Genomic DNA, 20061 nt, shown 5'->3' on the forward strand with positions numbered 1-20061 from the left:
GGGCCGCAGGGCCTCTCGAACGCACGGGATGCTCGGCGAGACGAGCCTGTGAGCGCAACGACCGAATACGCACGCTCGCCATCAAGCTGATTTACGACTTGATCAGACCTTCCCTAGACCTTGTCCATCGCCATCAGATTCTTGCGCGCCATCCACAGATGCGAGAGCGCAAACAGCGGGATCATGCGCCGTTCTTGTTCAGCCCTTTGAACCTCACCTTAACGGGGCCGAGCTGCCGCTTGAATAGGGCTTGAGGTGACCAACCGCCGATAATTGGGTGTTTCCGTGATCTTAGTTATCGCGAGTTGAAACGTGAGGCTGACAGCCCCCCGACAAATTGGGTTTTTCTGTCGGTCTCGTTATCGTAATTGACGTAGCGGAGTCGAGCACGCATCTAGCGTCATCGCCGATCATTGCGCCTGGTCCGCCCCCTTGACCTTGGCAGGCCGTTAGTGGGCTGCACAGCAAATGGGACGCCGGTTGCCATTGGTGATGCATCGAGCACGAGGTGTGCTGAGCTCTTGCCAGTGAGGGAGGCAAACTCTTTGATCATCGGAATTTCCTGAGCATTTATCGACATTTGATCCATGTTGCGCTGGGCCAGAGTTGCGGCGCGCTGTGCTTCTTCCGCGCGTGCATCAGCCGCGTCGGCCGCGATTTTTGCCGCCAACAGTTCAGCGCGTAGTTCGTGTAGTTCTTGCTCCTGCGCGGAGAGCCGATCGTCGCAGTTCTTGAGCTCGTGCTTGTGCTTCGCCAGTTGCCGCGTCAGTTTCGCTGCCTGCTGCTCGACCTTTTTTATTTGCGCGACATGCGTATCGCGAACATTGGCGAGCTGCTTCGCCCCAAGGGCAAAGATCAATGTCTCAGTGCTGTTGGGGCCGGTGCGCCAACGCTGCAACGAGTGCAGCTTGGCGTCACCTAGCAGGTCAGCCAGTTCGGCGCGGGTCGTGTATCCATCCCTAATCGCATCCATGCGCCGGCAAATACCGACGAGCTTCTTCTTTCCCGAGGCGCTCATAACAAGTTGATTTTCCAGATCAATAGACTTGGTTGTACCCCAAAAGCTGCGATGCGCGGCTGGCGCCGCACTGGCGTGATTTTCGTAATCGCAAGTTGAGCTGTGAAACTGAACCAACCGCCGATAACGAGGCATTCTCGGAACTCTCGTTCTCGCGACTTGGTCAAGCACTCATCAACGAAATGATGCTGCCCCTAGCCGTTCACCAAAGCCAGCCTTCGTAAAGGCCTGCTTCTCGTGAGTTGAGGGCGGCAGCAAGGCCAACCGACGGTAAGTAGGAATTCTCGTGACTATCGTTATCACGAGTTGCGACGTGAGACTGAACCAACGACTGATAACTGGGTGTGGACGTGCCTGCGCTTTGAATTCGAAGGTCGCCAGGTCGACGGCTGGCTCGGACCGTTCGGATGGAATCGATGTCTAGTGTCACCCAGTGAGGCAAGTACTTGGTCATCATGGTTCACATACTGTCTTTGGATACTGACTCGTTCGCGACGATATCGCGAACGAGTTCCAGGAATCCGATCGCGATTCGGGGCGCATCAGGCAGGTAGGCAGCAGTGATCAGCAGCGGCGGGGCCCGAAACGGGCGAAGCACATTGGAAGGGTGCGGGCGATGTGGGTTCCTGATCATCGACGCGGGGACGAACGTGCAGCCAATTCCAATAGCGCTCAACACCAGCATGGTGGAGCGACTGAACACCAGCGCCCCGATCTTTGGTTCCATGCCATGTACCCGGAAGGCTTCGCGAATGATGTCGTGGCCGTGCGACGACCACATCGGGTCGCCGAGCAGAAGTTCCTGGTCGCCGAAATCCTGGCAGTCGAGCGAGTCCTTCTTCGCGAGTGGATGGCCACTGCGTATCGCCGCCAGCCAGCCGTCGGACCACAATACCTCCGTCAGCAGCGATTCCGACAGGTCGACGACCGGCAGAATCAAGGCCAGGTCGAGCTCCCGTCGTTGCAGCGCCGCGACCAGCGCGGAAGACGAGTCTTCGACCAGGTGCACCTGTGTTGCGGGATACCGCTCCTTGTGTGCGGCAAGGAAATGCGTGAGCCGGTTGGTGACGGCCTCCTCGCACACACCGAGCCGCAGCTCACCGGCTTGACCACGCGCTGCACTTGCGGCTTCCGCAATGGCGCTCTCATGCATCTGCAGCATTCGTTTGGAAGCCGCCAGATATTCCAGGCCCGCCGGCGTCAATCGGAAGGTGGCAGTGCCCTCCCGCTCGATCAGCCTTGTACCCAGCTCCCGCTCGATGACCCCGGCGTGAGACTTGAAGTGGGACCAGGCCGATGGGGCATCGCCTCTCTCGAGCGCCTGGGCAAACTCGACGAAGTAGTGGAGCTGGCGCAGATTCATGGGGACGAATCAGGTCGTTGTGGGGATGCCAGGCGGAGGACGATCCTCTCGGAGGCCTCGTTCAGCGGGTGGTCTGTGGCAGGAACGGTGGAAACCACGCCGATCTCGAGACTGGGTGCCAGAAAGGGAACCATGCGCATGCCGGGGAGGTCGAGGAGCCGGAGCGATTCGGGCACGAAGGCGATTCCTCTTCCGGTGGCCGCGAGCACCATCATCGTCGAGCGATGCTTGGCGCGAACGATGCTGGGAGCCGGCATCCCGCTCTGACTGAACGCTTGCTCGATGAGCTGAAGGCCGGCGCCGGGCTCATCCCTTTCCCCGAGGATCAGCGACTCATCGGTCAGATCGGCCGGACTCAGTTGCGGACGATTTGCGAGGCGATGTCCAGCGGGCAGGACCGCGAGCCAGGACTCGGTCCAGCGATGGACGACGCGCAACCCTTGAAGGTCCATCATCAGCGGAACGAACGCCAGATCAATCACACCTGCGCGGACGAACTGCAGGAGCTCGGCGGGCGGCAATTCAACAAACCGCAGCATCACGTGGTCCAGCTGCACACATGCGCCGAGCGTGTGCCACACCGGGCTGCCGGTGGCGACATCCTCGCAGAGCCCGATCTTGACGACTGCCGCATGCCCGTCTGCGACATCCAGTGCCGACTGCTGGGCCATACGCAACTGGACGACCAGTTGCTGGGCTGCAGGAAGGTAGCAAGCGCCTGCAGCGGTCAAGCCAACGATGCGGTTCTGATGACGCTGGAGGAGTTCGAAACCGAGTTCCGTCTCCAGGACTTGGAGTTGCACGCTCACCGCAGGCTGCGTCACGCCAAGGCGTTTGGCTGCCAGGCGAACGTTCAATTCGGCGGCGACCACAACAAAGGTCTCGAGGCGGCGAAGCTCCATTTGCCATCCAGCAGGCGGGCGAGTCCGCCAGGTTATCGCGTCATAAGAATGCAGATGTTGCCCCTGGATGCCCCCTGCCCATAACCTTCGGCAGCAGGCTTCATCCCATGAGGCCGGCCATTCTAGTAACCACATTCAAGGAACCCAATGAGCCCCAAGGAAATCGTCGAGGCGTGGCACGTCACCTGGCGCACGGACGTGGCCGAAGCAAACAAGCTCTACCTCGCGGAGAACGTCAAGGTGCTGCTTCCGGGCGCGAAGGCCGTCGTCGGCTGGGACGCGGCAAACGCGCACTTCCTGCGCGTCGCCGCGGGCCTGAATGCCCAGACCCTGATCATGGATCCCGCCTACATCGTTTCCATCGGCGAGGGCAACAAGGTCGCGCGTCGATTCCGGCTGGACATCGAATCGACGGACGGCAGGAAGTGCGAAATGTTCGTCTTCAACTTCTACATCGTCGAAGACGGAAAGATCGTTCACTTCGAGGAGCACTTCGACACTTACGCGCGTGCCGGCAGCACGGACCTGTCCGCGTACCGCAAGGACCATGACCCGAAGGCCTGGATCATCAACTGAGTTCCACATCCACCACGTCGAGCACCACGAGGCATTGAAAGCACATGAAGACAGCACGCAATGAGCAGTCCACTGGCCTGCAGGCCATGGGAGGGGCCGCGGCGGTGGAAATCGTCGGACACGGTGCCGTCGAATTCAGGGGTGTGAGCAAGATCTACGACGGCGTGCCGGCTGTCGAGAACGTGGACCTGAAGATCAACCCGGGGGAGTTCGTTTCGCTCCTCGGACCCAGCGGGTCGGGCAAGTCCACGCTGTTGATGATGCTGGCGGGATTCACGGATGTGACCTCCGGAACCATTCTGGTGGACGGCCAGCGCCTGGACCGGGTCCCTCCGAATCGTCGCAACCAGGGCATCGTGTTCCAGAGTTATGCGTTGTTCCCGCATATGTCGGTCCGGGAAAATGTGGAGTTCCCGCTCAAGGCGCGCGGCGTCGCCGCTGCTGCGGCGAAGAAGCTGGTCGACGCTGCGCTGGATCGGGTGCGGATGTCCATGTTTGCCGATCGGCGCCCCGCACAGTTGAGTGGTGGGCAGCAGCAGCGCGTGGCCTTGGCGCGCGCGACCGTCTTCGATCCCCCGCTGATATTGATGGATGAGTCGCTGAGCGCGCTGGATCGCAAGCTCCGGGAGGAAATGCGCGTCGAGATCAAGGACCTGCACCTCGAGCTCGGCAAGACGATCATCTATGTGACGCATGACCAGCAGGAAGCGCTCACCATGTCGGATCGCATCGTGGTGCTGCGAAACGGCAAGATCGCCCAGGTTGGCAAGCCGCTGGATGTCTACGAATCGCCCAGCGACTCGTACGTCGCCGGTTTTGTCGGAGATGCCAACTTCTTCTCGGGCGTGGTCGGCCTCGCAAACAGCGGTCTCGTCGAAGTCGTCACGCCATCGACGCGCATGCATGTGCATTCGGATTTGAAATGTGTGGCAGGAGACAAGGTCGTCGCCATGGTCCGCCCCGAAGCCATTCAGCTCGGCCCGCGCGGCATGCACGCCGGTGAGAGGGAATGCATCACCTTGCCTGGCATCGTCGGGCAGGTGGCATTTCTGGGAAATGCCCACGAGTACCACGTGAAGGTCGACGACCAGATGATCGTTGCCAAGATTCCCCGCTCTTTCAACAACGTCCTGCACCAGCGGGGAGCCGCGGTCGAAGTGAGCTTTGCCATGGACGACGTCCATCTGTTCAACGCCTGAAGCCCCATCAAGGAGAAGTTCCCAATGAACACCGTTGTCCGTTGGTCAGTGATCGCAATCGCAATTTCCACGCTGGCCGTATCCGCCCAGGCACTCACCGTGGTCGTCGGTGGAGGGCTGCAGGGAGACAGCGCCATCAAGGCCTTCGTCGAACCATTCGAAAAGGAAACCGGCATCAAGGTCAACGTGGTGCGCGACCAGGCGACCACCGCAAGCGTGAAGCTGAAGGCGCAAAGCGGAAACATGGACTTCGACGTGGCGGGCTTTTCGCCGGCGGGAGGGACGATGCTGTCCAGGAGTGCGCTGCTCGAGCCCGTCGACTACGCTCGCTTCAACAAGGCCGTGATCGACAAGTTGAGCCCGGAGTCCAGGAAGCCCTGGGGTGTGCAATTCATCTACTACTCCTGGGTCTTGGGGCTGGACGCATCCAGGTACCCCGCCGGCAAGCCCGCACCCGCCAGCTGGACGGATTTCTGGAACGTCGAGAAATTTCCGGGCACCCGCGTGTTGCAGAACGGAGAGCTGGGCAGCCAGGGGCCCTTCGAAGAGGCACTGCTGGCGGACGGCGTGCCCATGGACAAGCTCTATCCGCTCGACGTGGACCGGGCGTTCCGTAGCCTGGACAAGATCAAGCCGCACATCCGCAAGTACTGGAAAGTGGGCAGCGAACAGATGCAGATCTTCTCCAGCGGCGGTGCGGCGTTGGGCATGGGCTTCGACGGCCGGTTCACCGCGCTGTCCCAATCCGGCAGGCCAATGAAGATCGTCTGGAACCAGGCAAAGATGACCGGCCTGTACTGGATCATTCCCAAAGGAGCCAAGAACGTCGGCGAGGCGCACAAGTTCATCGAGTCCACGCTCGATCCCCAGCGCCAGGCGGCGTACGTCACGTTGACCGGCTACAGCCCTGCCAATCCCGACGCGTTCAATTTCATCAGCAAGGAGATGGCGGACACGATGGTGACAAGTCCCCAGAACCGCAAGCACGCCTTCATGGTGAACGACGCGTGGTACTCCGACGTGGGACCCGATGGCAAGAGCAATGGGGAACGCCTGGCGCAGCGCTGGAATGCATGGATCACGAAGTAATTGCGTTCTTTCGCGGACCACACCATGACGCTCACCATGACGCTATCCCGCACCTCGATGCTTCGCCTGGCGGTAGCTCCCGCCGCCTTGTTGATGATCGGATTCTTCTTTTATCCGCTGCTGCGCATTGCCGGATTGAGCGTCCATCTGCCCGGCTTTTCATTGCGGGAGTACGCAGAGGCATTCAACCCGATCAATGTGGGCATTGCAGTCAAGACGTTCGTCATCGCCGGGACCGTGACCCTTGCGTGCCTCGTGCTGGGTTATGCGCTAGCCGCTTGCCTGGCGCAGACGCGGGGCAGGATGAAGCAGGTGGTTGCGCTTTGCATCATCGTTCCATTCCTCACGAGTTTTCTTGTCCGCACTTATGCCTGGGTCGTCCTCCTGGGTGACCAAGGCGCATTGAACGGCGCGCTGCTCGGAATGGGCCTGATCAAGGAGCCGTTCGAACTGCTCTACAGCCGAACCGGCATGTACATCGGCATGATCCACGTCATGCTGCCTCTGATGGTCCTGCCGATCTATTCGGCGATGCAGGCCATTGACCCGATGTTGTGGCGCGCCGCCCGGGGACTTGGCGGCGGCGGGCTGCGGACGTTTCTGACCGTCTACCTGCCGCTGACCATGCACGGGGTCCGCAGCGGATGCATCCTGGTTTTCGTTCTTTCGCTGGGTTTCTACATTACGCCGGCGATGTTGGGCGCTTCGCGCGACGTCATGCTGGGCAACCTGATCGCCACCAACGTGGAAACCACCCTGAATTTCGGCTTCGCCGCCGCCTTGGCCTTGGTGCTGCTGGGTGCAACTTTGATGATCTATGCCTTCCTGCGTCTCGTCGGCGCGGGAGCCGCTGCACCCGACGGTCGGCGGCCTGCGTTCTCGCGCTGGCTGGGTGACAGGGGTGAAGCAATCGGCGCACGCTTCTTTGGCGGTGGCACACCCGCCGTTGCATGGAGCGGGGCGGGCTGGCGAGCTGGTTCGGGCCGATCAGCGGGGCGGTGGAAGGGTGCGGGCCGCCTCATCCTGTTCAGCTTCGGGTTCCTGGCCTGCGCCTATCTGGTGGCGCCGAGTGTGATCGTGGCCATCGTGTCATTCAACGATGGCGACAATCTCGCTTTTCCTCCAACCAACTGGTCACTGCGCTGGTTCAGATTCCTGTTCGCCGATGCGCAATGGGCGGCGGCAGCGGTGACGAGCGCCAAGATCGCCTTTGTCAGCACGGTGCTCACGCTGGTTCTCGGAACTGCGGCAGCTTACGGCGTCGCGCGTCTGAATCATCGGAGGGAGGGGCGTGTCATCTACGCGCTGGCTCTCGCGCCGATGGTGGTGCCCTCTGTGGTGACAGCGCTGGGCGCATTCGCCGTGTTGTCCGACATCGGCTTGTATGGAACGCTCACGGGCGTCATCACCATGCACGTGTGCCTCAGCATTCCCCTGGTGCTCGTCGTCATGGTGGCGTCCTTCTCGGGCTTCGATCCTCGGCTGGAGATGGCGGCGCAGAGCCTGGGTGCTTCCCGCACCCTTACCTTCAGGCGTGTGATGCTGCCGATTCTTGCCCCCGGCTTGATGTCGGCGGCGATGCTGGCGTTCCTGCACTCGTTCGACGACGTGGTCATGACCAGCTTCATCGCCGGTACCAAGGTGGTGACCATTCCCCTCAAGATGTGGGAAAACATCCGCAACCAGGTCGACCCGGCCGTGGCTGCGTTGTCCACGCTGCTCATCCTGCTGCCCTTCATTGCGCTGGTGGTACGTCGAGGCACTCAGGCTGGCGATGTTCGTGCCGGGGCTGCATCAAAGCCCGCCTCGGTCGCACACTGAAGCAGCGCCAACTGAGCACGGCAACTCTTCAAGAGTGCCGCCCAGACATGCTATTTGTCGCACTCCCTTCAGCGCGCTGATTCGCCTGTCGAGACACAGGCCGGACGTCAGTCGTTTCGGGGTATTTCGGCCGACTCCATCAATTTGAAAAACGGATTAATCGATCTAAACATTCGATTATGCGGATCACGATTCCAAAAATACATTAGCTCTGATGGTCCCACCACACATCCGTGCCGAACCCCATGACTCAACTCAATGCCACTCATGATCCGGCGCGTCGCAGCTGGGTGGAGGCTGCGAACCTGCCCGCCCACGACTTCCCCGTGCAGAACTTGCCCTTGGGCATTTTTGCGACGCCTGATCATCCGCCGCGCGTGGGGGTTGCGATAGGAGATCATCTGCTCGATCTTGCCGAGGCAAACAGGGCAGGGTTCTTCACGGGCGATGCCAGGGAGGCAGCGAACGCCGCTGCGAGTGGTTCGCTCAACCAGCTCATGGCGCTGGGTTCAAGTGCCAACTCGGCACTACGCCTGCAAGTGTTCGAGATGCTGACCGAAGGCGGCGCCCTGTCCGTGCGCGCGCAAGCTCAGGCTGGCAGGTTGTTGCTGCGCAATGACGCAGTGGCGATGCAGTTGCCTTGCACCATCGGAGGCTATACCGACTTCCTCACATCGTTCGATCACTTGTTTCGCGCGCGCCGAAGCACGCACCCGGAAAATCCGGTTCCCGACGCCTTCTTCCACTTGCCACTTGCCTACAACGGCCGCGCGAGTTCGGTGCGGGCCAGCGGGCACGATGTTGTGCGCCCCAATGGGCAGTCGAGGGGCGTCGACGGGACAATGTACTTCGGGCCGGCGAAAGCACTGGATTTCGAACTGGAACTCGGTGCGTTCGTCGGGCCGGGAAATGCCCTCGGCCACCCTGTTCCCGTGCATGCGGCGCAGGAGCAACTGTTCGGATACTGTCTGCTCAACGACTGGTCCGCGCGCGACATCCAGCGATGGGAAACGACACCACTGGGTCCTTTCCTAGGCAAGAGCTTTTGCTCGGTCATCTCGCCCTGGGTTGTCTCTGCGGAAGCTCTTGCGCCTTTTCGTGTGCCGGCGCGGTCAAGGACCGCCGATGAGCCCGGCGTCATGCCCCATCTCCACGGCTCTATCGACGCCACGCAGGGCGGGCTCGATTTGCAACTCGAGGCGTGGCTGACGAGCGCGAACATGCGATCTGCCGGCTTGCCGCCATTGAATGTCACTTGGACCAATGCCAAACACCTGTACTGGACCTTTGCGCAGATGGTCGCGCACCACACCTCGAATGGTTGTGATCTCAGGCCGGGCGATCTGATTGGAAGTGGGACCGTATCGGGCCCCGACCTGGCGAGCCGAGGCTGCCTCGCAGAGTTCCAGGAGCTACTGCAACTGCCAGATGGAACGACCCGGCAATGGCTGATCGACGGCGATGAGCTCGTCTTCAAAGCGTTCGCCAGCAAAGACGGACATGTGTCGATCGGATTCGGCGAATGTCGATCTCGGATCTTGCCTGCGGCGCGCTGGCCAGCAGCCGCCTAGTTCCCAGAAGTTTCGTTTTTCAAATTCAAATAGACAGGAGACAAAGATGAAATCAACGGCTGCATTCCTTGCGCTTTTTGCAAGCGCGATTCACGCCGGCGCCCAGACCTATCCGGCGCAACAACCGATCCAGGTGATCGTGCCGTTTTCCGCCGGAGGTGCGGTGGACGGCATGGCGCGAGTTTTCAGCCGGGCGATTGCCACGCAGCTCAGTGCCCAGGTGGTTGTCATCAACAAGGAGGGCGCGGGTGGGACGATCGGCTTCTGGCAGGTCGCCAGAGCGGCTCCGAACGGCTACACCCTGGCGTTCGGTCCGTCTACACCGGTGACCAGTGGCTCGATCCTGTTGAAAGGGCCCAAGTACGACGCGCTGATACCGGTTTGCCAGACGCATGAGAACGTCATGACCGTGGTCGTCAGCGCCGATTCGCCGATCAAGTCCATTCAGCAGTTGATTCAGATGGCCAAGGCCGATCCGGGAAAGATCGCCTATGGCGCCGCCGGGCAGGGCACTGTGCCGCATCTGTCCGCCGAGCATTTTGCGCAAGCGGCAGGCCTGAAATTCAACGCCATCGCGTATCGCGGAGACAGCCCCATGCTCGTGGACTTGGTCGGCGGCGCCATCCAGTTTGGCGTGTCCTCTGCCGCGGCCGCCGGAGCAAACGACAAGCTGCGGGTGCTCGCAGTTTTTGCGGAGCAACGGCAAGACCGCTATCCCGATGCGCCGACCTTCAAGGAATTGGGCATCGCTTCGCTGGCTCCGGGCCTGAACGGTCTGTGGGCCCCCAAGGGGACTTCTCCGGCCGTTGTCGAAACACTGGCCAAGGCTTGTGAGGTCGCCGTGCAGTCGAAGGAGTTTCGCGACACCGCCAGGACGCTGTCGCAGCATCCTGCCTATCTCGGCAGCCAGCCGTACTTTCAGCGTGTCGGTACCGACTTTCAGGCGCTGGAAAAGGTGATTCGCTCGCTCCATCTCAAATCCGAATGACGAATGCCCAACCGGAAAATCACATGAACACGCCCCATCGCTCCATACGCCGGATCGTCACAGGCCATGACTCCGAAGGCCGCTCCTGCATCGCAGAAGACACCTCAGCACTCAATGTGCGCACCGTGGAGTCCAGGCCGGGGTTTCAAGCGGTCAATCTGTGGTGCACGACGTCGTCGCCAGCGTCCATCAAAGCCGCGGACGGGCTAGACCACTTGCAGGGCATAGCGCCTCCTCCACGAGGAACCGTCTTGAGGATCATTGACCTGCCTCCTGAGTCGAAGGATCCGGAGGAAACGCGACGGCGGATCCAAGCGACCTTCGGCAAGATGTTCGACGATGCGCATCGTGATGACGCCGGGACGAAAAAACATCCTGGCATGCATCGGACCACAACGGTTGACTACGCGTTGGTTCTCGAAGGTGAGGTCGTCGCGGTCCTGGATATGCAGGAAGCCACGCTTCGAGCCGGCGACGTTCTCATCCAGCGCGGCACGAACCATGCTTGGGCCAATCGTTCGGACGCGGTAGCGCGTATTGCTTTTATCCTCATCGACGGGGCTTGAGGCGTAGACCGTATGGACCATGAAGTTGGCCGAGGCTGCCGAGATCGCGGTCGATGAAATCGACCTGGGAGTAGGTAAGAAGCTGCGGTCGGGACATAAACGCCAGCCTATCGAGTTGAGGTTGGCGTTTGGTCAACCGACGGTAATGGGGTGTTCTCGTGACTGTCGTTTCACGAGTTGAGACGTGAGAGTGAACCAACGACCGATAACGGGGTGTTTACGTGCCTGTGGTTATCGTCGGTTGGGCAGTAGGCCCATCCATGAGGTCACCGCCGTCAAGGCCGCGCTGCTCGACCTGCTGGGACAGTTCCTCGAAGTGCCCGTTGCGGCCCTGCTCGGCGAAGGCCAGCAGCGCGATGCAGTGCAGATCAGATGCTCGGCTACCTTTTCTATGTGGGCGACCGCAAGAAGATCGACCTCGCACGCACGCCGGGCAAGGTCACGGCCATCGATACGCACTGGATCTGGTAGGACGGCCAGCGCCTGACCAAGGCGCCGCTGCAGATCGAGGAGGGCTTCGTGAAGGTGCCCACGCGCGGCGGCCTGGGCGTGGAACTCGACATGGACGAGGTCGAGAAGGCGCACCAGCTGTACCTGAGGCACGGCCTGGGCACGCGCAACGAAGTGCAGGCGATGCAATACCTGATCCCGGGGAACTGCATTCAAGGTGCAGGCGCCGCCCAACTTGGAAGAGCCGCTGCCGCAACCAGTCAGCGGGGAGGGATGCCTGCCCTCGGGTGCAATCTCGGCCTGGGGGCTTGAGGACAGGTGCTGGATGAGCCCCTGGGAGGAAGCGAAGAACTCAGCGCGGGGGGTGTTGGAGCGGGCGATTCACGTAGTCGATGTCGAATCCTGCAGGAAGTCGAAAAGCTTTTGCGCAGCTTCTCCGGACTGCAGTGGTGCCAGAATTCCGACTGGCTCGATGTCTAGGTCGACTTCCGCGTTCACCCGACAAAGTTGCCCACTGGCAAGCAGCGGTGCGACTAGCGAAAGTGGAAGCAGCGCCAAGAGATCTCTCTCTTGCAATAGCCAGAACAGCATTGGCAGCGCGCGCGTGGTGACCGGAAAGGCGATCGGTTCCGCCTTGAACTGCGCAGCTATCTTTTCGAAGTGCTCCCTTGCTGCCGCTCCGGCTGGCAAGAGCAGCCACTCCCAGTCGGACAAATCTGCTACCTTGACCGAAGTAACGCGCGCAAGCGGATGAGCATAGCGGGCCACCACCACAAAGCGATCCGGAAGCAACGGGTAGAAGGCCCAGCCCTCCGGTGAAACTGCCGGCCGCCTACACACTGCCAAGTCGACTTCGCTTCTCGCGACAGCGAGCAACTGATCCTCCCCTTCTGCCTCATCGAGTTGCACGCGGATAGAAGGCTCTGCTTCAGCGAATCGAGGCAAGGCGCGGACGAGCAGTCCATGGATGGCAGAAGAAGAAGCGAGCAATCGAACGAACCCCGTGCTGCGTTGTTGACGAGCAGCAACGATCTCAGCGCCTCGCGCGATCCCGATTATCAGCTGGCGCGCGACCGGCAGCAGGTCGATGCACGCTGCGGTAGGTCGCATTCCCCTCGCATGGCGCTCGAACAGCTTCACTTCAAGCATCTGCTCCAGATGAGCCAGGGCTTGAGTCACCCCAGACTGGGTGATTCCGATCGCATTTGCTGTTCGCTGGATGCTGCCGAGCTCCGCCACCCTCAGAACGATCTGCAATTGGCGGAACTTACCGCGCGTGAGCAGGCGATTGAGCAAGCTAAGGGCGTTCAACGACATGGTATTAGTAGCACTGATAGCTAGGACCGGAATTTAATTTGGATCGAGGAGGCGGTACGTGGAAGATTCGAGATCGCAAACGGCAGATCATAAAAAGGAGACGAAAAATGTTGAGGCTACTCATGGCCATCGCTTGCTTGAGCAGCATCGTAGCGACAGCACAAACCACCGCTTGGCCAACCCACCCAATCAAAGTCGTTGTGCCAGCTCCTGCAGGCGGCCCGTACGACAGGATCATGCGCCCGTTGGCACAAAAGATGGCTGCATCGCTAGGTCAACCGCTGGTCGTAGACAACCGCCCGAGTGCCGGAAACATTGTTGGAACGCAATTCGGAGCTTCTGCAGCGCCTGATGGCTACACGTTGACCATGACCGGAATGTTGAACACGATTGCGCAAGAGATGTACGACAAGATCCCGTTTGATATTGCGAAGGACTTTGAGCCAGTTGGAGCTATTGGCGAAGGGGCGCAGTGGCTCATCGTCCGCTCCGATTCCGGCATCGCGAGTCTGTCGGATCTGCTCGCCAAGGCGAAGAGGGCACCTGGCACGGTCGACTACGCCAGCTCGGGCGCAGGCAGCACTGGCCATCTGCTGATGGAACTGTTGCAGCGGGCGGCCAAAGTGCAGTTGACGCATGTTCCATACAAAGGAGGCGCGCCTGCTTTACAAGACGTGCTCGCCGGCGTAGTGGCGGTGATGATCATTCCTCCAAATGCCGCCCAGGCGAGTGTTCAATCCGGAAAGCTCAGAGTGATCGCTGTATCGAGCGCTCAGCGAAGCCCTGCTTGGAGAGATGTCCCCACTTTCGCCGAGCTTGGCTATCCAGACCTGACCGTGAGCTCTTGGGTTGGCCTTTCCGCACCCAAGGGCACCTCTGCCGCAGTAGTCAACAAGCTGAACGCCGCATTGATCGAAGCCTTGAACGACAAAGCGCTCCTGCAGCATCTCGACGCCGAAGGTCTCACGCCTCTTAGGACCACGCCGAAGCAGTATGGTGACTTGGTTGTAAAAGACCTGAATCGCTGGAGCACGTTGGTTCGGAGCTTGGGCCTTCGCGCCAACTGATTCTTCGAGATATGGCGTACGCGAACTCAAACGGAAGAAAAATCTACTTCGAACTCTGCGGTTCCGGTCCTGCGGCGGTCTTTCTTCATGGGGCTGGTTCCAACGGAGCGACCTGGTGGCAGCAGCTTCCGAGCTTCAGTAAGGCTTTCACCTGCATCACGATCGATCTTCGATGCTTTGGGCGATCCGTCGCCCCACTTGACGAGTTTGGGATGGACCAATTCACAAGTGATGTTCTGGCAGTGCTTTTTCTACTGGACATCGATCGATTTGCGATCGTCGGTCAATCATTGGGCGGCATGGTTGGCCTCCGCCTGTGCCTGGAGGATCCCCAGCGTGTTTGGGCTTTCTGCGCTTGCGACTCGACCTTGGCTGTCGATCATCCGCAGATCAACCGAATCCTCGCAGAACGTCGCCTCACTCAGAAGGCTGTATCCATCGAGCAAAGGTCACTAGGTCGATGGTTCTTGGCCCATTGCCCCGAGAAAGCAGTCTTGTACGCGCAGATCAACCACTTCAACCCCAGTGCGCGAGACATTGATGAGCACGACTGGGGGAATGCCCTCGCCAAGCTCCTGGCACCCGAGAAGCTTCTACGCATGTCAGAACTTCGGAAAGTCACGACGAACACCCTTGTTGTCGTGGGACGGGAAGATCCGATTGTTCCTGTAGGTGTGGCGGAGGAGATGCTCGACCTGCTTCCCAATGCCGAGATGGTGATTGTGGAAGATGCGGGCCATTCCGCATACTTCGAAAAGCCAGAGGAGTTCAATAAACAGGTGCTGTCATTTTTGAGCAGGCACGCCCCCTTTACACCAACATAGCAATTCCCCGGGGTAAAGAAGATGGTCGTACCGCATACGGAGTCGCGAGCGGCGGACGTGTTGGACCGAACGCCCTGGGTGAAGTCGCTTGGTGCACCCGCCCGCGATCGCCTCTATTCAGATGCTTTCTTGGCTTCTTACGAGCCGGGACAGGTGGTTGCCCGCAAAGGTGCGCTATCCAGTTCCTGGATCGGCGTCGCAGACGGTCTTCTAAAAATTGCTTCTGTCAATCGATCCGGAAAGATAGTCATGTTCACCGGCATCCCCAGTGGAGGCTGGATAGGGGAAGGTACGGTCCTGAAGCGCGAACTTCGCCTCTATGACATAGTGGTAGTTCGATGTAGCACCGTCGTCCACATCCCGATGCGGACGTTCGAATGGCTGCACGCTCATAGCATTGAGTTCAATCACACTCTCATTGCACACTTGAACGAGCGGCTCGGGCAGTACATCACCATGATGGAAGCGGGACGCGTAAGTGACGTCGTCGAACGCACCGCAAGGTCAATCGCGACGCTCTACAACCCAGTGCTTTATCCGAACATGGACTCGCACTTGCGCCTGTCGCAGACCGAACTTGGCGAACTGGTCGGCCTGTCTCGGCAGAGCATTGGCGTAGCGCTCAAGCGGCTCGAGGTCGAAGGTCTTCTACGCATCGAGTACGGAGGTCTCACGGTCACTTCTGTTGAGCGCCTGCGATCCTATGAGGAAGCCGAGAGCGGCGACTGCCGATAACCACTGTGGGCCAACAGATGACGTGGATCCGTTCGAGTGACTCCTGCGTTCTGGGCCACCGCCTGTTGCACGCCAGCCCAAGCATGTCAGCCGCAGCAGCGACGGCATGTACCACTTCGTAGCGATGTTCCCGGCATCTAGGGAAATCCCCTGCAGGGTGATCACGAGCATTGTTATCTCATAGGCAATCTTGCCTTTCTCCCCTCCCTAGACTGCCTAAGGGGCATTGAGCCCTGGTAGTGGGTGGCAAGCGCATGCCTCCCGCAGCGGTGAAAACACAGCTCTAAGGAGACACCATGTCCGATCAATTTATTGGCAAGCTTGCCACAGTGGCTTCGTTTGTCCTTCTGGCAATTGCCGGTTGTGGTGGAGGCGGAGGCGGAGGCGGCTCGCCGCCGGTCACCATACCCCCTCCGAGTTCCAGCGCCGAACCGGTCTTTACAGCTTCGAGTATCCAGGTGCTTTCATCGAAGTCTGAGATGGTCACTGGCGGAGATGTCGTAGTTGATATTCCGCTTCCTAACGGGGTTAGCGCGTCTCAAGTTGTTGTGACCCGCAACGGAGTTGCAGTATCTAATACCGATCTTCAGATCTCTGAAACAGGAACACTGCGCGGCCTCATCACAGGACTCAAGGACGACCAGAATGAACTCCAGGCCCGGTACATTCCTACTGGGGCATTGGTCGCATCTGTGAAGGTCAAGAATTCGCCGACTTCCGGGCCAATCTTCAGCGGACCTCATCAGCGGCCTTGGATTTGTGAAACGCAAGCGTCGGGACTGGGGGCTCCACCAGCAGAGGGACCGTGCCAGGTGGGGTCACGCTACGACTGGTACTACAAGAATACCTCCGGCATCTTTGTGCCACTTCCGAGTTTGGAACGACCATTCCCGGCTGATCTTGCCCAAACAACGACGATTGACAATCGCACTGTCGACTACATCGTGCGGGTTGAATCCGGGACGATCAACGAGTCGATCTATCGGATCGCGATCCTCGATGATCCAACCAATCCCACATCGAAGCCTTGGGCTAAGGACGGCAGGAAGCCCGGAGCAGGTTGGAACGGGAAGCTGTACATGCACTTCACGGGCGGGGCGGCACCCGCCTACCGCTCCGGATCAAATGATGTGTCTGCGCCTTGGCGTCTGAGCGACAGCATCATCAGCAACAAAGACGATCCGTTGGCGCTGGGTTTCGCCGTCGCTATCGCCACTCGCTTCACCTTCGGTACCGGCCAGAACGATGTCGTCTCCGCCGAGTCGGCAGCCATGATGAAGGAGCACTTCATCGAGGACTACGGTCTGCCGAAGTTCACCATTGGCCTTGGCCCATCGGGCGCCTCAATGCAGTTGCACCTTATCGCTCAGAACTATCCGGGAATCTTTGACGGCATCATTCCCGATAGAAGTTTCCCTGACAACTTCTCTATTCTTGGAGACGTCGTAGATTGCGCGTTACTCGAGAACTACTACAAGACGAAAACCACGGCAAATTGGGATGTAAACAAGCGCGCAGCAGTAGATGGACACGGCAAGAGCGCGACGCAGACTTCGTGCACGACGTGGTTGTCCTACTCCACTCAATGGCAAGATCCGATGAAGGGTTTTAGCTCCGTTGTTCCTACATCCATTCGATACGACGCAAGTAAAAATTCAACGGGACTGCGTGGTGACATATGGACTTCGAACATCAACTCGTTCGGCATGGACCCGGCAACTGGTTTTGCGCGAAACGGATTTGACAACGTTGGGATTCAGTATGGCCTTCAAGCGCTGAATGCAGGTCAGATCACGGCGGAAGAGTTCCTTGATTTGAACGAGAAGGTTGGTGGTCTCGACATCGACGGCAAGTATGTCGCGACACGCTCCTCTGGCAACCTCACAGCCATCGAGAACGCCTATCGCACAGGTCGCATGAACAGTTCGTCCAATTTGACCCTGCCTATCATCAACTATCGCTCGTACATTGACGACAAGGCCGATGTTCACTCGTTCCACCGTACTTTTGCAACGATGGAGCGCCTGATCAAGGCAAATGGCACACGTGACAACATGGCTGTTTGGGTGATTCCCGGGACCGGGACTGCCAACAACCCGAATCTGATTCGACTTGGCGTGACGACGATGAATGAGTGGCTGGAAAAAATCGCAGCAGACAAATCGCCGACGCCCTATGCAAAGAAGGTTATTGCCAACCGCCCCGACTCGGCCGCAGATGCATGCTGGGATACAAACGGACGGCGCATCAACGAACCATGGACAACTGCGGGAGCTCTCGGCCGGCAATCGACCTGCGCACAACTCTACCCGGTCAATGGAGACGTTCGCCTCGCGGCCGGTGGTCCACGCACTGGCGACATCCTCAAGTGTCAGCTGAAACCAGTTAACGCAGCTGAGTATCGTGCGAGCCTCACACCGGCGGAGCTGGCTCGCCTCAACGCCATCTTCCCCACCGGCGTTTGTGATTGGAGCAAGCCAGGCCTGAATCAGGTTAAGCCTGACGCCGACTGGCTTGTTTTTGGAGAGGTCCCGGGAACTTGGTCGGTTCTTGCTCAGCAGATCGCGCGCAATGAGGCCGGCGTGGAATAGGTGGGCGACAGTGCTTCACGGCAAAGAGGATGCGGTGTGGGCAGACTCGGGCTCTCGCGGAACAGGCGGGGGCTGATCGGCGATGCTAGCGCAGGCATGCGCGGCAGTTACACCACTTGCACCACGATTTTGCCCTTGGCGCGCCCACTGTCGACGTAGACCAGAGCTTTTTGGGTGTCCTCAAACGCGAATACCTTGTCGACGACCGGTTGGATTGCGCCTGATTCGACGAGGGAAGTGATCTCGCGCAACTGCGTCCCATCTGCCCGCATGAAGACGAATGTGTATTTGCTCCCATTCTTCTTTGCCTTCCTCCTGATGCCGAAACTCAGCAGGCGCAGCACCTGCTGGAGCGGCCAGGCCAGTCCTCGCGCGACGGCGAACGTCGGGGTGGGTGGCCCCGAGATGGAGATGAGGTGCCCGCCCGGCTTGAGAACCTGGAGGGATTTGTTCAGCTCGTTGGTGCCGAGGCTGTTCAGCACCACGTCGTAGCCGCGAAGCACCGTGGCGAAGTCCTGCTGCTTGTAGTCGATGACGACGTCCGCGCCCAAGGCCTTCACCCAGCCTATGTTGGCCGTACTGGTGGTCGTGGCCACGAACGCGCCGAGGTGCTTGGCAAGCTGGATGGCGATGGTGCCGACGCCGCCGGAGCCGGCATGGATCAGCACCTTTTGCCCCTTTTTGAGCTTGGCGGTTTCGACCAGCACCTGCCAGGCCGTCAGGGCCGCCAGAGGAACAGAGGCGGCCTCGACCATGCTGAGATTCGCGGGCTTCAGTGCCAGCGACGATTCCTTGACGGCAATGAACTCGGCAAAGGTGCCGATGCGATCGTCGTCAGGGCGTGCGTAGACCTCATCACCGGGCTTGAAGTTGCGAACGCGAGCGCCGACCCGCACGACTGTTCCGGCCATGTCGTTGCCCAGGATCAGGGGAAGGCGGTAGGGAAGAATCAGCTTGAATTCGCCGCTCTTGGTCTTCGAGTCCAGGGGATTGATGCTCGCCGCGTGGATCCGGATCAGGACGTCATCGTCCCGGACCTCGGGGTCGGGCATTTCGCCGATACGGCCAACTTCCTTCTTTCCGTACCGATCGATGATGAAAGCTTTCATGGGGGACTTTTTTCCAGGGTTTTGATTGTTCAGTCATTGAGGAAGGCCAGCGCCTTGGGCACGAACTCGCCGTGGTACTGGAAGATCCCGCCATGCCCGGCATCCTTGTAGATGACCAGTTGTGAGCCAGGAATGCGACGCGCCATGTCATGGCTGTTCACGGTGGGCACCATGATGTCGTTGTCGCCATTGGCGATCAACACAGGGATGCGGATGCTGCCCAGATCCTGGGGCGCCTGCCGGCCCCAGGCCTTGATGGCCTTCAGCTGCCGCAGGAAAGCACTGGGCGTTGGCCCCTTGTCCCGCTCCGCCTTGCGCTCCTTCAGTCGCTCCAGGAAGGCCTTCGCGGCTTGCCTGCCATTGGCCGTCGAGGTGAAGAAGAGGTAGGTCTTCGGATCGCGCAGCGTCAACAAGCCTTTGGCCATCAGCGGCCAGGAGACCGCCCCTACCTGATCGATGCCTTTGCCGCCTGCCGGCCCCGTGCCGGTCAGGATGAGCCGGCGCACCAGGCGGGGGGCTTTCAGCACGATGTCCTGCGCCACGAATCCTCCGAGGGAGAAGCCGAGCAGATCGACCTTCTCGAAACCCAGTGCGTGGATCAGTGCGATCGCATCCTGTGCCATCGCATCGATGGTCACGGGTGCCGTCCCGCCCGAAGCGCCGATCCCCCGGTAGTCGATCGCGATGATGCGATGCCTTCGGGAAAGCCCATCGACGATCCGCGGGTCGAAATTGTCGAGGACTGCGCCCCAGTGGTTGAGCAGGACCAGCGGCACGCCGCTGCGTGGCCCGAGGTCACGGTACGCGAATGCAGTCCCGTCGACATCGATCGATCGGTTAGGTGCGTCGATGTAGGGCATGCGCGATCCTGGGTG

Annotated in this window: 17 protein-coding genes and 2 pseudogenes; 13 read left to right on the plus strand and 6 right to left on the minus strand. The window is 59.9% G+C overall.

The annotated features are described in order from the left end of the window. Positions 1-400 precede the first annotated feature (400 nt). The 3 genes from ACSFA7_RS00005 to ACSFA7_RS00015 form a co-directional block, all read right to left on the minus strand. Positions 401-1153 carry a hypothetical protein gene (locus tag ACSFA7_RS00005; RefSeq protein WP_435497501.1) on the minus strand — a complete coding sequence of 251 codons (753 nt, stop codon included), beginning with the start codon at positions 1151-1153 and terminating at the stop codon, positions 401-403. 325 nt (positions 1154-1478) lie between these two features. Next, the gene (locus ACSFA7_RS00010; protein WP_435497502.1) at positions 1479-2381 is read right to left on the minus strand and encodes a LysR family transcriptional regulator; all 903 of its coding nucleotides are present in this window, start codon (positions 2379-2381) and stop codon (positions 1479-1481) included. Continuing rightward, complete coding sequence (locus ACSFA7_RS00015) at positions 2378-3283, minus strand: LysR family transcriptional regulator (RefSeq protein ID WP_435497503.1); 906 nt, start codon at positions 3281-3283, stop codon at positions 2378-2380. Before ACSFA7_RS00015 ends, ACSFA7_RS00010 begins: the two co-directional genes overlap by 4 nt. A gap of 147 nt (positions 3284-3430) precedes the next feature. Between ACSFA7_RS00015 and ACSFA7_RS00020 the strand changes: the two genes are divergently transcribed. The 9 genes and pseudogenes from ACSFA7_RS00020 to gudD (ACSFA7_RS00060) all read left to right on the plus strand — a co-directional run. Next, on the plus strand, positions 3431-3859 hold the full coding sequence (locus ACSFA7_RS00020) for a nuclear transport factor 2 family protein (protein WP_435497504.1): 429 nt from the start codon (positions 3431-3433) through the stop codon (positions 3857-3859). 44 nt (positions 3860-3903) lie between these two features. Continuing rightward, positions 3904-5058 carry an ABC transporter ATP-binding protein gene (locus ACSFA7_RS00025; protein ID WP_435497505.1) on the plus strand — a complete coding sequence of 385 codons (1155 nt, stop codon included), beginning with the start codon at positions 3904-3906 and terminating at the stop codon, positions 5056-5058. Between the two features lie 24 nt (positions 5059-5082). Further along, on the plus strand, positions 5083-6147 hold the full coding sequence (locus ACSFA7_RS00030) for an ABC transporter substrate-binding protein (RefSeq protein WP_435497506.1): 1065 nt from the start codon (positions 5083-5085) through the stop codon (positions 6145-6147). 24 nt (positions 6148-6171) lie between these two features. Continuing rightward, positions 6172-7968: an ABC transporter permease subunit gene (locus tag ACSFA7_RS00035; protein ID WP_435497507.1), complete on the plus strand. Its 1797-nt coding sequence runs from the start codon at positions 6172-6174 to the stop codon at positions 7966-7968. A gap of 245 nt (positions 7969-8213) precedes the next feature. After that, positions 8214-9539, plus strand: coding sequence for a fumarylacetoacetase (gene fahA, locus ACSFA7_RS00040; protein WP_435497508.1), 1326 nt, complete (start codon positions 8214-8216; stop codon positions 9537-9539). Between the two features lie 46 nt (positions 9540-9585). Next, positions 9586-10527 carry a tripartite tricarboxylate transporter substrate binding protein gene (locus ACSFA7_RS00045; RefSeq protein ID WP_435497509.1) on the plus strand — a complete coding sequence of 314 codons (942 nt, stop codon included), beginning with the start codon at positions 9586-9588 and terminating at the stop codon, positions 10525-10527. 23 nt (positions 10528-10550) lie between these two features. Next, complete coding sequence (locus ACSFA7_RS00050) at positions 10551-11093, plus strand: cupin domain-containing protein (protein WP_435497510.1); 543 nt, start codon at positions 10551-10553, stop codon at positions 11091-11093. 256 nt (positions 11094-11349) lie between these two features. Further along, positions 11350-11513, plus strand: a pseudogene (gene gudD / locus ACSFA7_RS00055) (glucarate dehydratase); the annotation flags it as partial. Further along, a pseudogene (gene gudD / locus ACSFA7_RS00060) lies at positions 11514-11744 on the plus strand (glucarate dehydratase); the annotation flags it as partial. Between the two features lie 180 nt (positions 11745-11924). Here gudD (ACSFA7_RS00060) and ACSFA7_RS00065 read toward each other — a convergent pair. After that, positions 11925-12860 carry a LysR family transcriptional regulator gene (locus ACSFA7_RS00065; RefSeq protein ID WP_435497511.1) on the minus strand — a complete coding sequence of 312 codons (936 nt, stop codon included), beginning with the start codon at positions 12858-12860 and terminating at the stop codon, positions 11925-11927. A 137-nt stretch (positions 12861-12997) separates the two neighbouring features. Here ACSFA7_RS00065 and ACSFA7_RS00070 point away from each other — a divergent pair, with 137 nt between their 5' ends. The 4 genes from ACSFA7_RS00070 (at position 12998) to ACSFA7_RS00085 (ending at position 18077) form a co-directional block, all read left to right on the plus strand. Next, a complete protein-coding gene (locus ACSFA7_RS00070; RefSeq protein WP_435497512.1) occupies positions 12998-13927 on the plus strand; it encodes a Bug family tripartite tricarboxylate transporter substrate binding protein in 930 nt (309 codons plus the stop codon). Between the two features lie 11 nt (positions 13928-13938). Continuing rightward, complete coding sequence (locus tag ACSFA7_RS00075) at positions 13939-14751, plus strand: alpha/beta fold hydrolase (protein WP_435497513.1); 813 nt, start codon at positions 13939-13941, stop codon at positions 14749-14751. Positions 14752-14772: 21 nt separating this feature from the next. Continuing rightward, positions 14773-15486, plus strand: a complete 714-nt coding sequence (locus ACSFA7_RS00080; protein WP_435497514.1) for a Crp/Fnr family transcriptional regulator — start codon at positions 14773-14775, stop codon at positions 15484-15486. Between the two features lie 296 nt (positions 15487-15782). Next, on the plus strand, positions 15783-18077 hold the full coding sequence (locus ACSFA7_RS00085) for a DUF6351 family protein (RefSeq protein ID WP_435497515.1): 2295 nt from the start codon (positions 15783-15785) through the stop codon (positions 18075-18077). 107 nt (positions 18078-18184) lie between these two features. Here the strand turns inward: ACSFA7_RS00085 and ACSFA7_RS00090 are convergent, their stop codons facing one another. Further along, entirely contained in the window at positions 18185-19186 is a 1002-nt protein-coding gene (locus ACSFA7_RS00090; RefSeq protein WP_435497516.1) for an NADP-dependent oxidoreductase, read from the minus strand. 29 nt (positions 19187-19215) lie between these two features. Next, entirely contained in the window at positions 19216-20046 is an 831-nt protein-coding gene (locus tag ACSFA7_RS00095; protein ID WP_435497517.1) for an alpha/beta fold hydrolase, read from the minus strand. Positions 20047-20061: the final 15 nt, after the last annotated feature.

Origin of the sequence: Variovorax trehalosi (assembly GCF_051216415.1) — a bacterium.
Lineage (GTDB): Bacteria > Pseudomonadota > Gammaproteobacteria > Burkholderiales > Burkholderiaceae_C > Variovorax.

Coding starts and splice junctions, on each gene's coding strand:
- ACSFA7_RS00010 (WP_435497502.1), bottom strand. CDS start 2,381: ATGAATCTGCGCCAGCTCCACTACTTCGTCGAGTTTGCCCAGGCGCTC.
- ACSFA7_RS00085 (WP_435497515.1), top strand. CDS start 15,783: ATGTCCGATCAATTTATTGGCAAGCTTGCCACAGTGGCTTCGTTTGTC.
- ACSFA7_RS00095 (WP_435497517.1), bottom strand. CDS start 20,046: ATGCCCTACATCGACGCACCTAACCGATCGATCGATGTCGACGGGACT.
- ACSFA7_RS00005 (WP_435497501.1), bottom strand. CDS start 1,153: ATGCCTCGTTATCGGCGGTTGGTTCAGTTTCACAGCTCAACTTGCGAT.
- ACSFA7_RS00065 (WP_435497511.1), bottom strand. CDS start 12,860: ATGTCGTTGAACGCCCTTAGCTTGCTCAATCGCCTGCTCACGCGCGGT.
- fahA (WP_435497508.1), top strand. CDS start 8,214: ATGACTCAACTCAATGCCACTCATGATCCGGCGCGTCGCAGCTGGGTG.
- ACSFA7_RS00080 (WP_435497514.1), top strand. CDS start 14,773: ATGGTCGTACCGCATACGGAGTCGCGAGCGGCGGACGTGTTGGACCGA.
- ACSFA7_RS00045 (WP_435497509.1), top strand. CDS start 9,586: ATGAAATCAACGGCTGCATTCCTTGCGCTTTTTGCAAGCGCGATTCAC.
- ACSFA7_RS00035 (WP_435497507.1), top strand. CDS start 6,172: ATGACGCTCACCATGACGCTATCCCGCACCTCGATGCTTCGCCTGGCG.
- ACSFA7_RS00075 (WP_435497513.1), top strand. CDS start 13,939: ATGGCGTACGCGAACTCAAACGGAAGAAAAATCTACTTCGAACTCTGC.
- ACSFA7_RS00025 (WP_435497505.1), top strand. CDS start 3,904: ATGAAGACAGCACGCAATGAGCAGTCCACTGGCCTGCAGGCCATGGGA.
- ACSFA7_RS00030 (WP_435497506.1), top strand. CDS start 5,083: ATGAACACCGTTGTCCGTTGGTCAGTGATCGCAATCGCAATTTCCACG.
- ACSFA7_RS00015 (WP_435497503.1), bottom strand. CDS start 3,283: ATGGAGCTTCGCCGCCTCGAGACCTTTGTTGTGGTCGCCGCCGAATTG.
- ACSFA7_RS00020 (WP_435497504.1), top strand. CDS start 3,431: ATGAGCCCCAAGGAAATCGTCGAGGCGTGGCACGTCACCTGGCGCACG.
- ACSFA7_RS00090 (WP_435497516.1), bottom strand. CDS start 19,186: ATGAAAGCTTTCATCATCGATCGGTACGGAAAGAAGGAAGTTGGCCGT.
- ACSFA7_RS00050 (WP_435497510.1), top strand. CDS start 10,551: ATGAACACGCCCCATCGCTCCATACGCCGGATCGTCACAGGCCATGAC.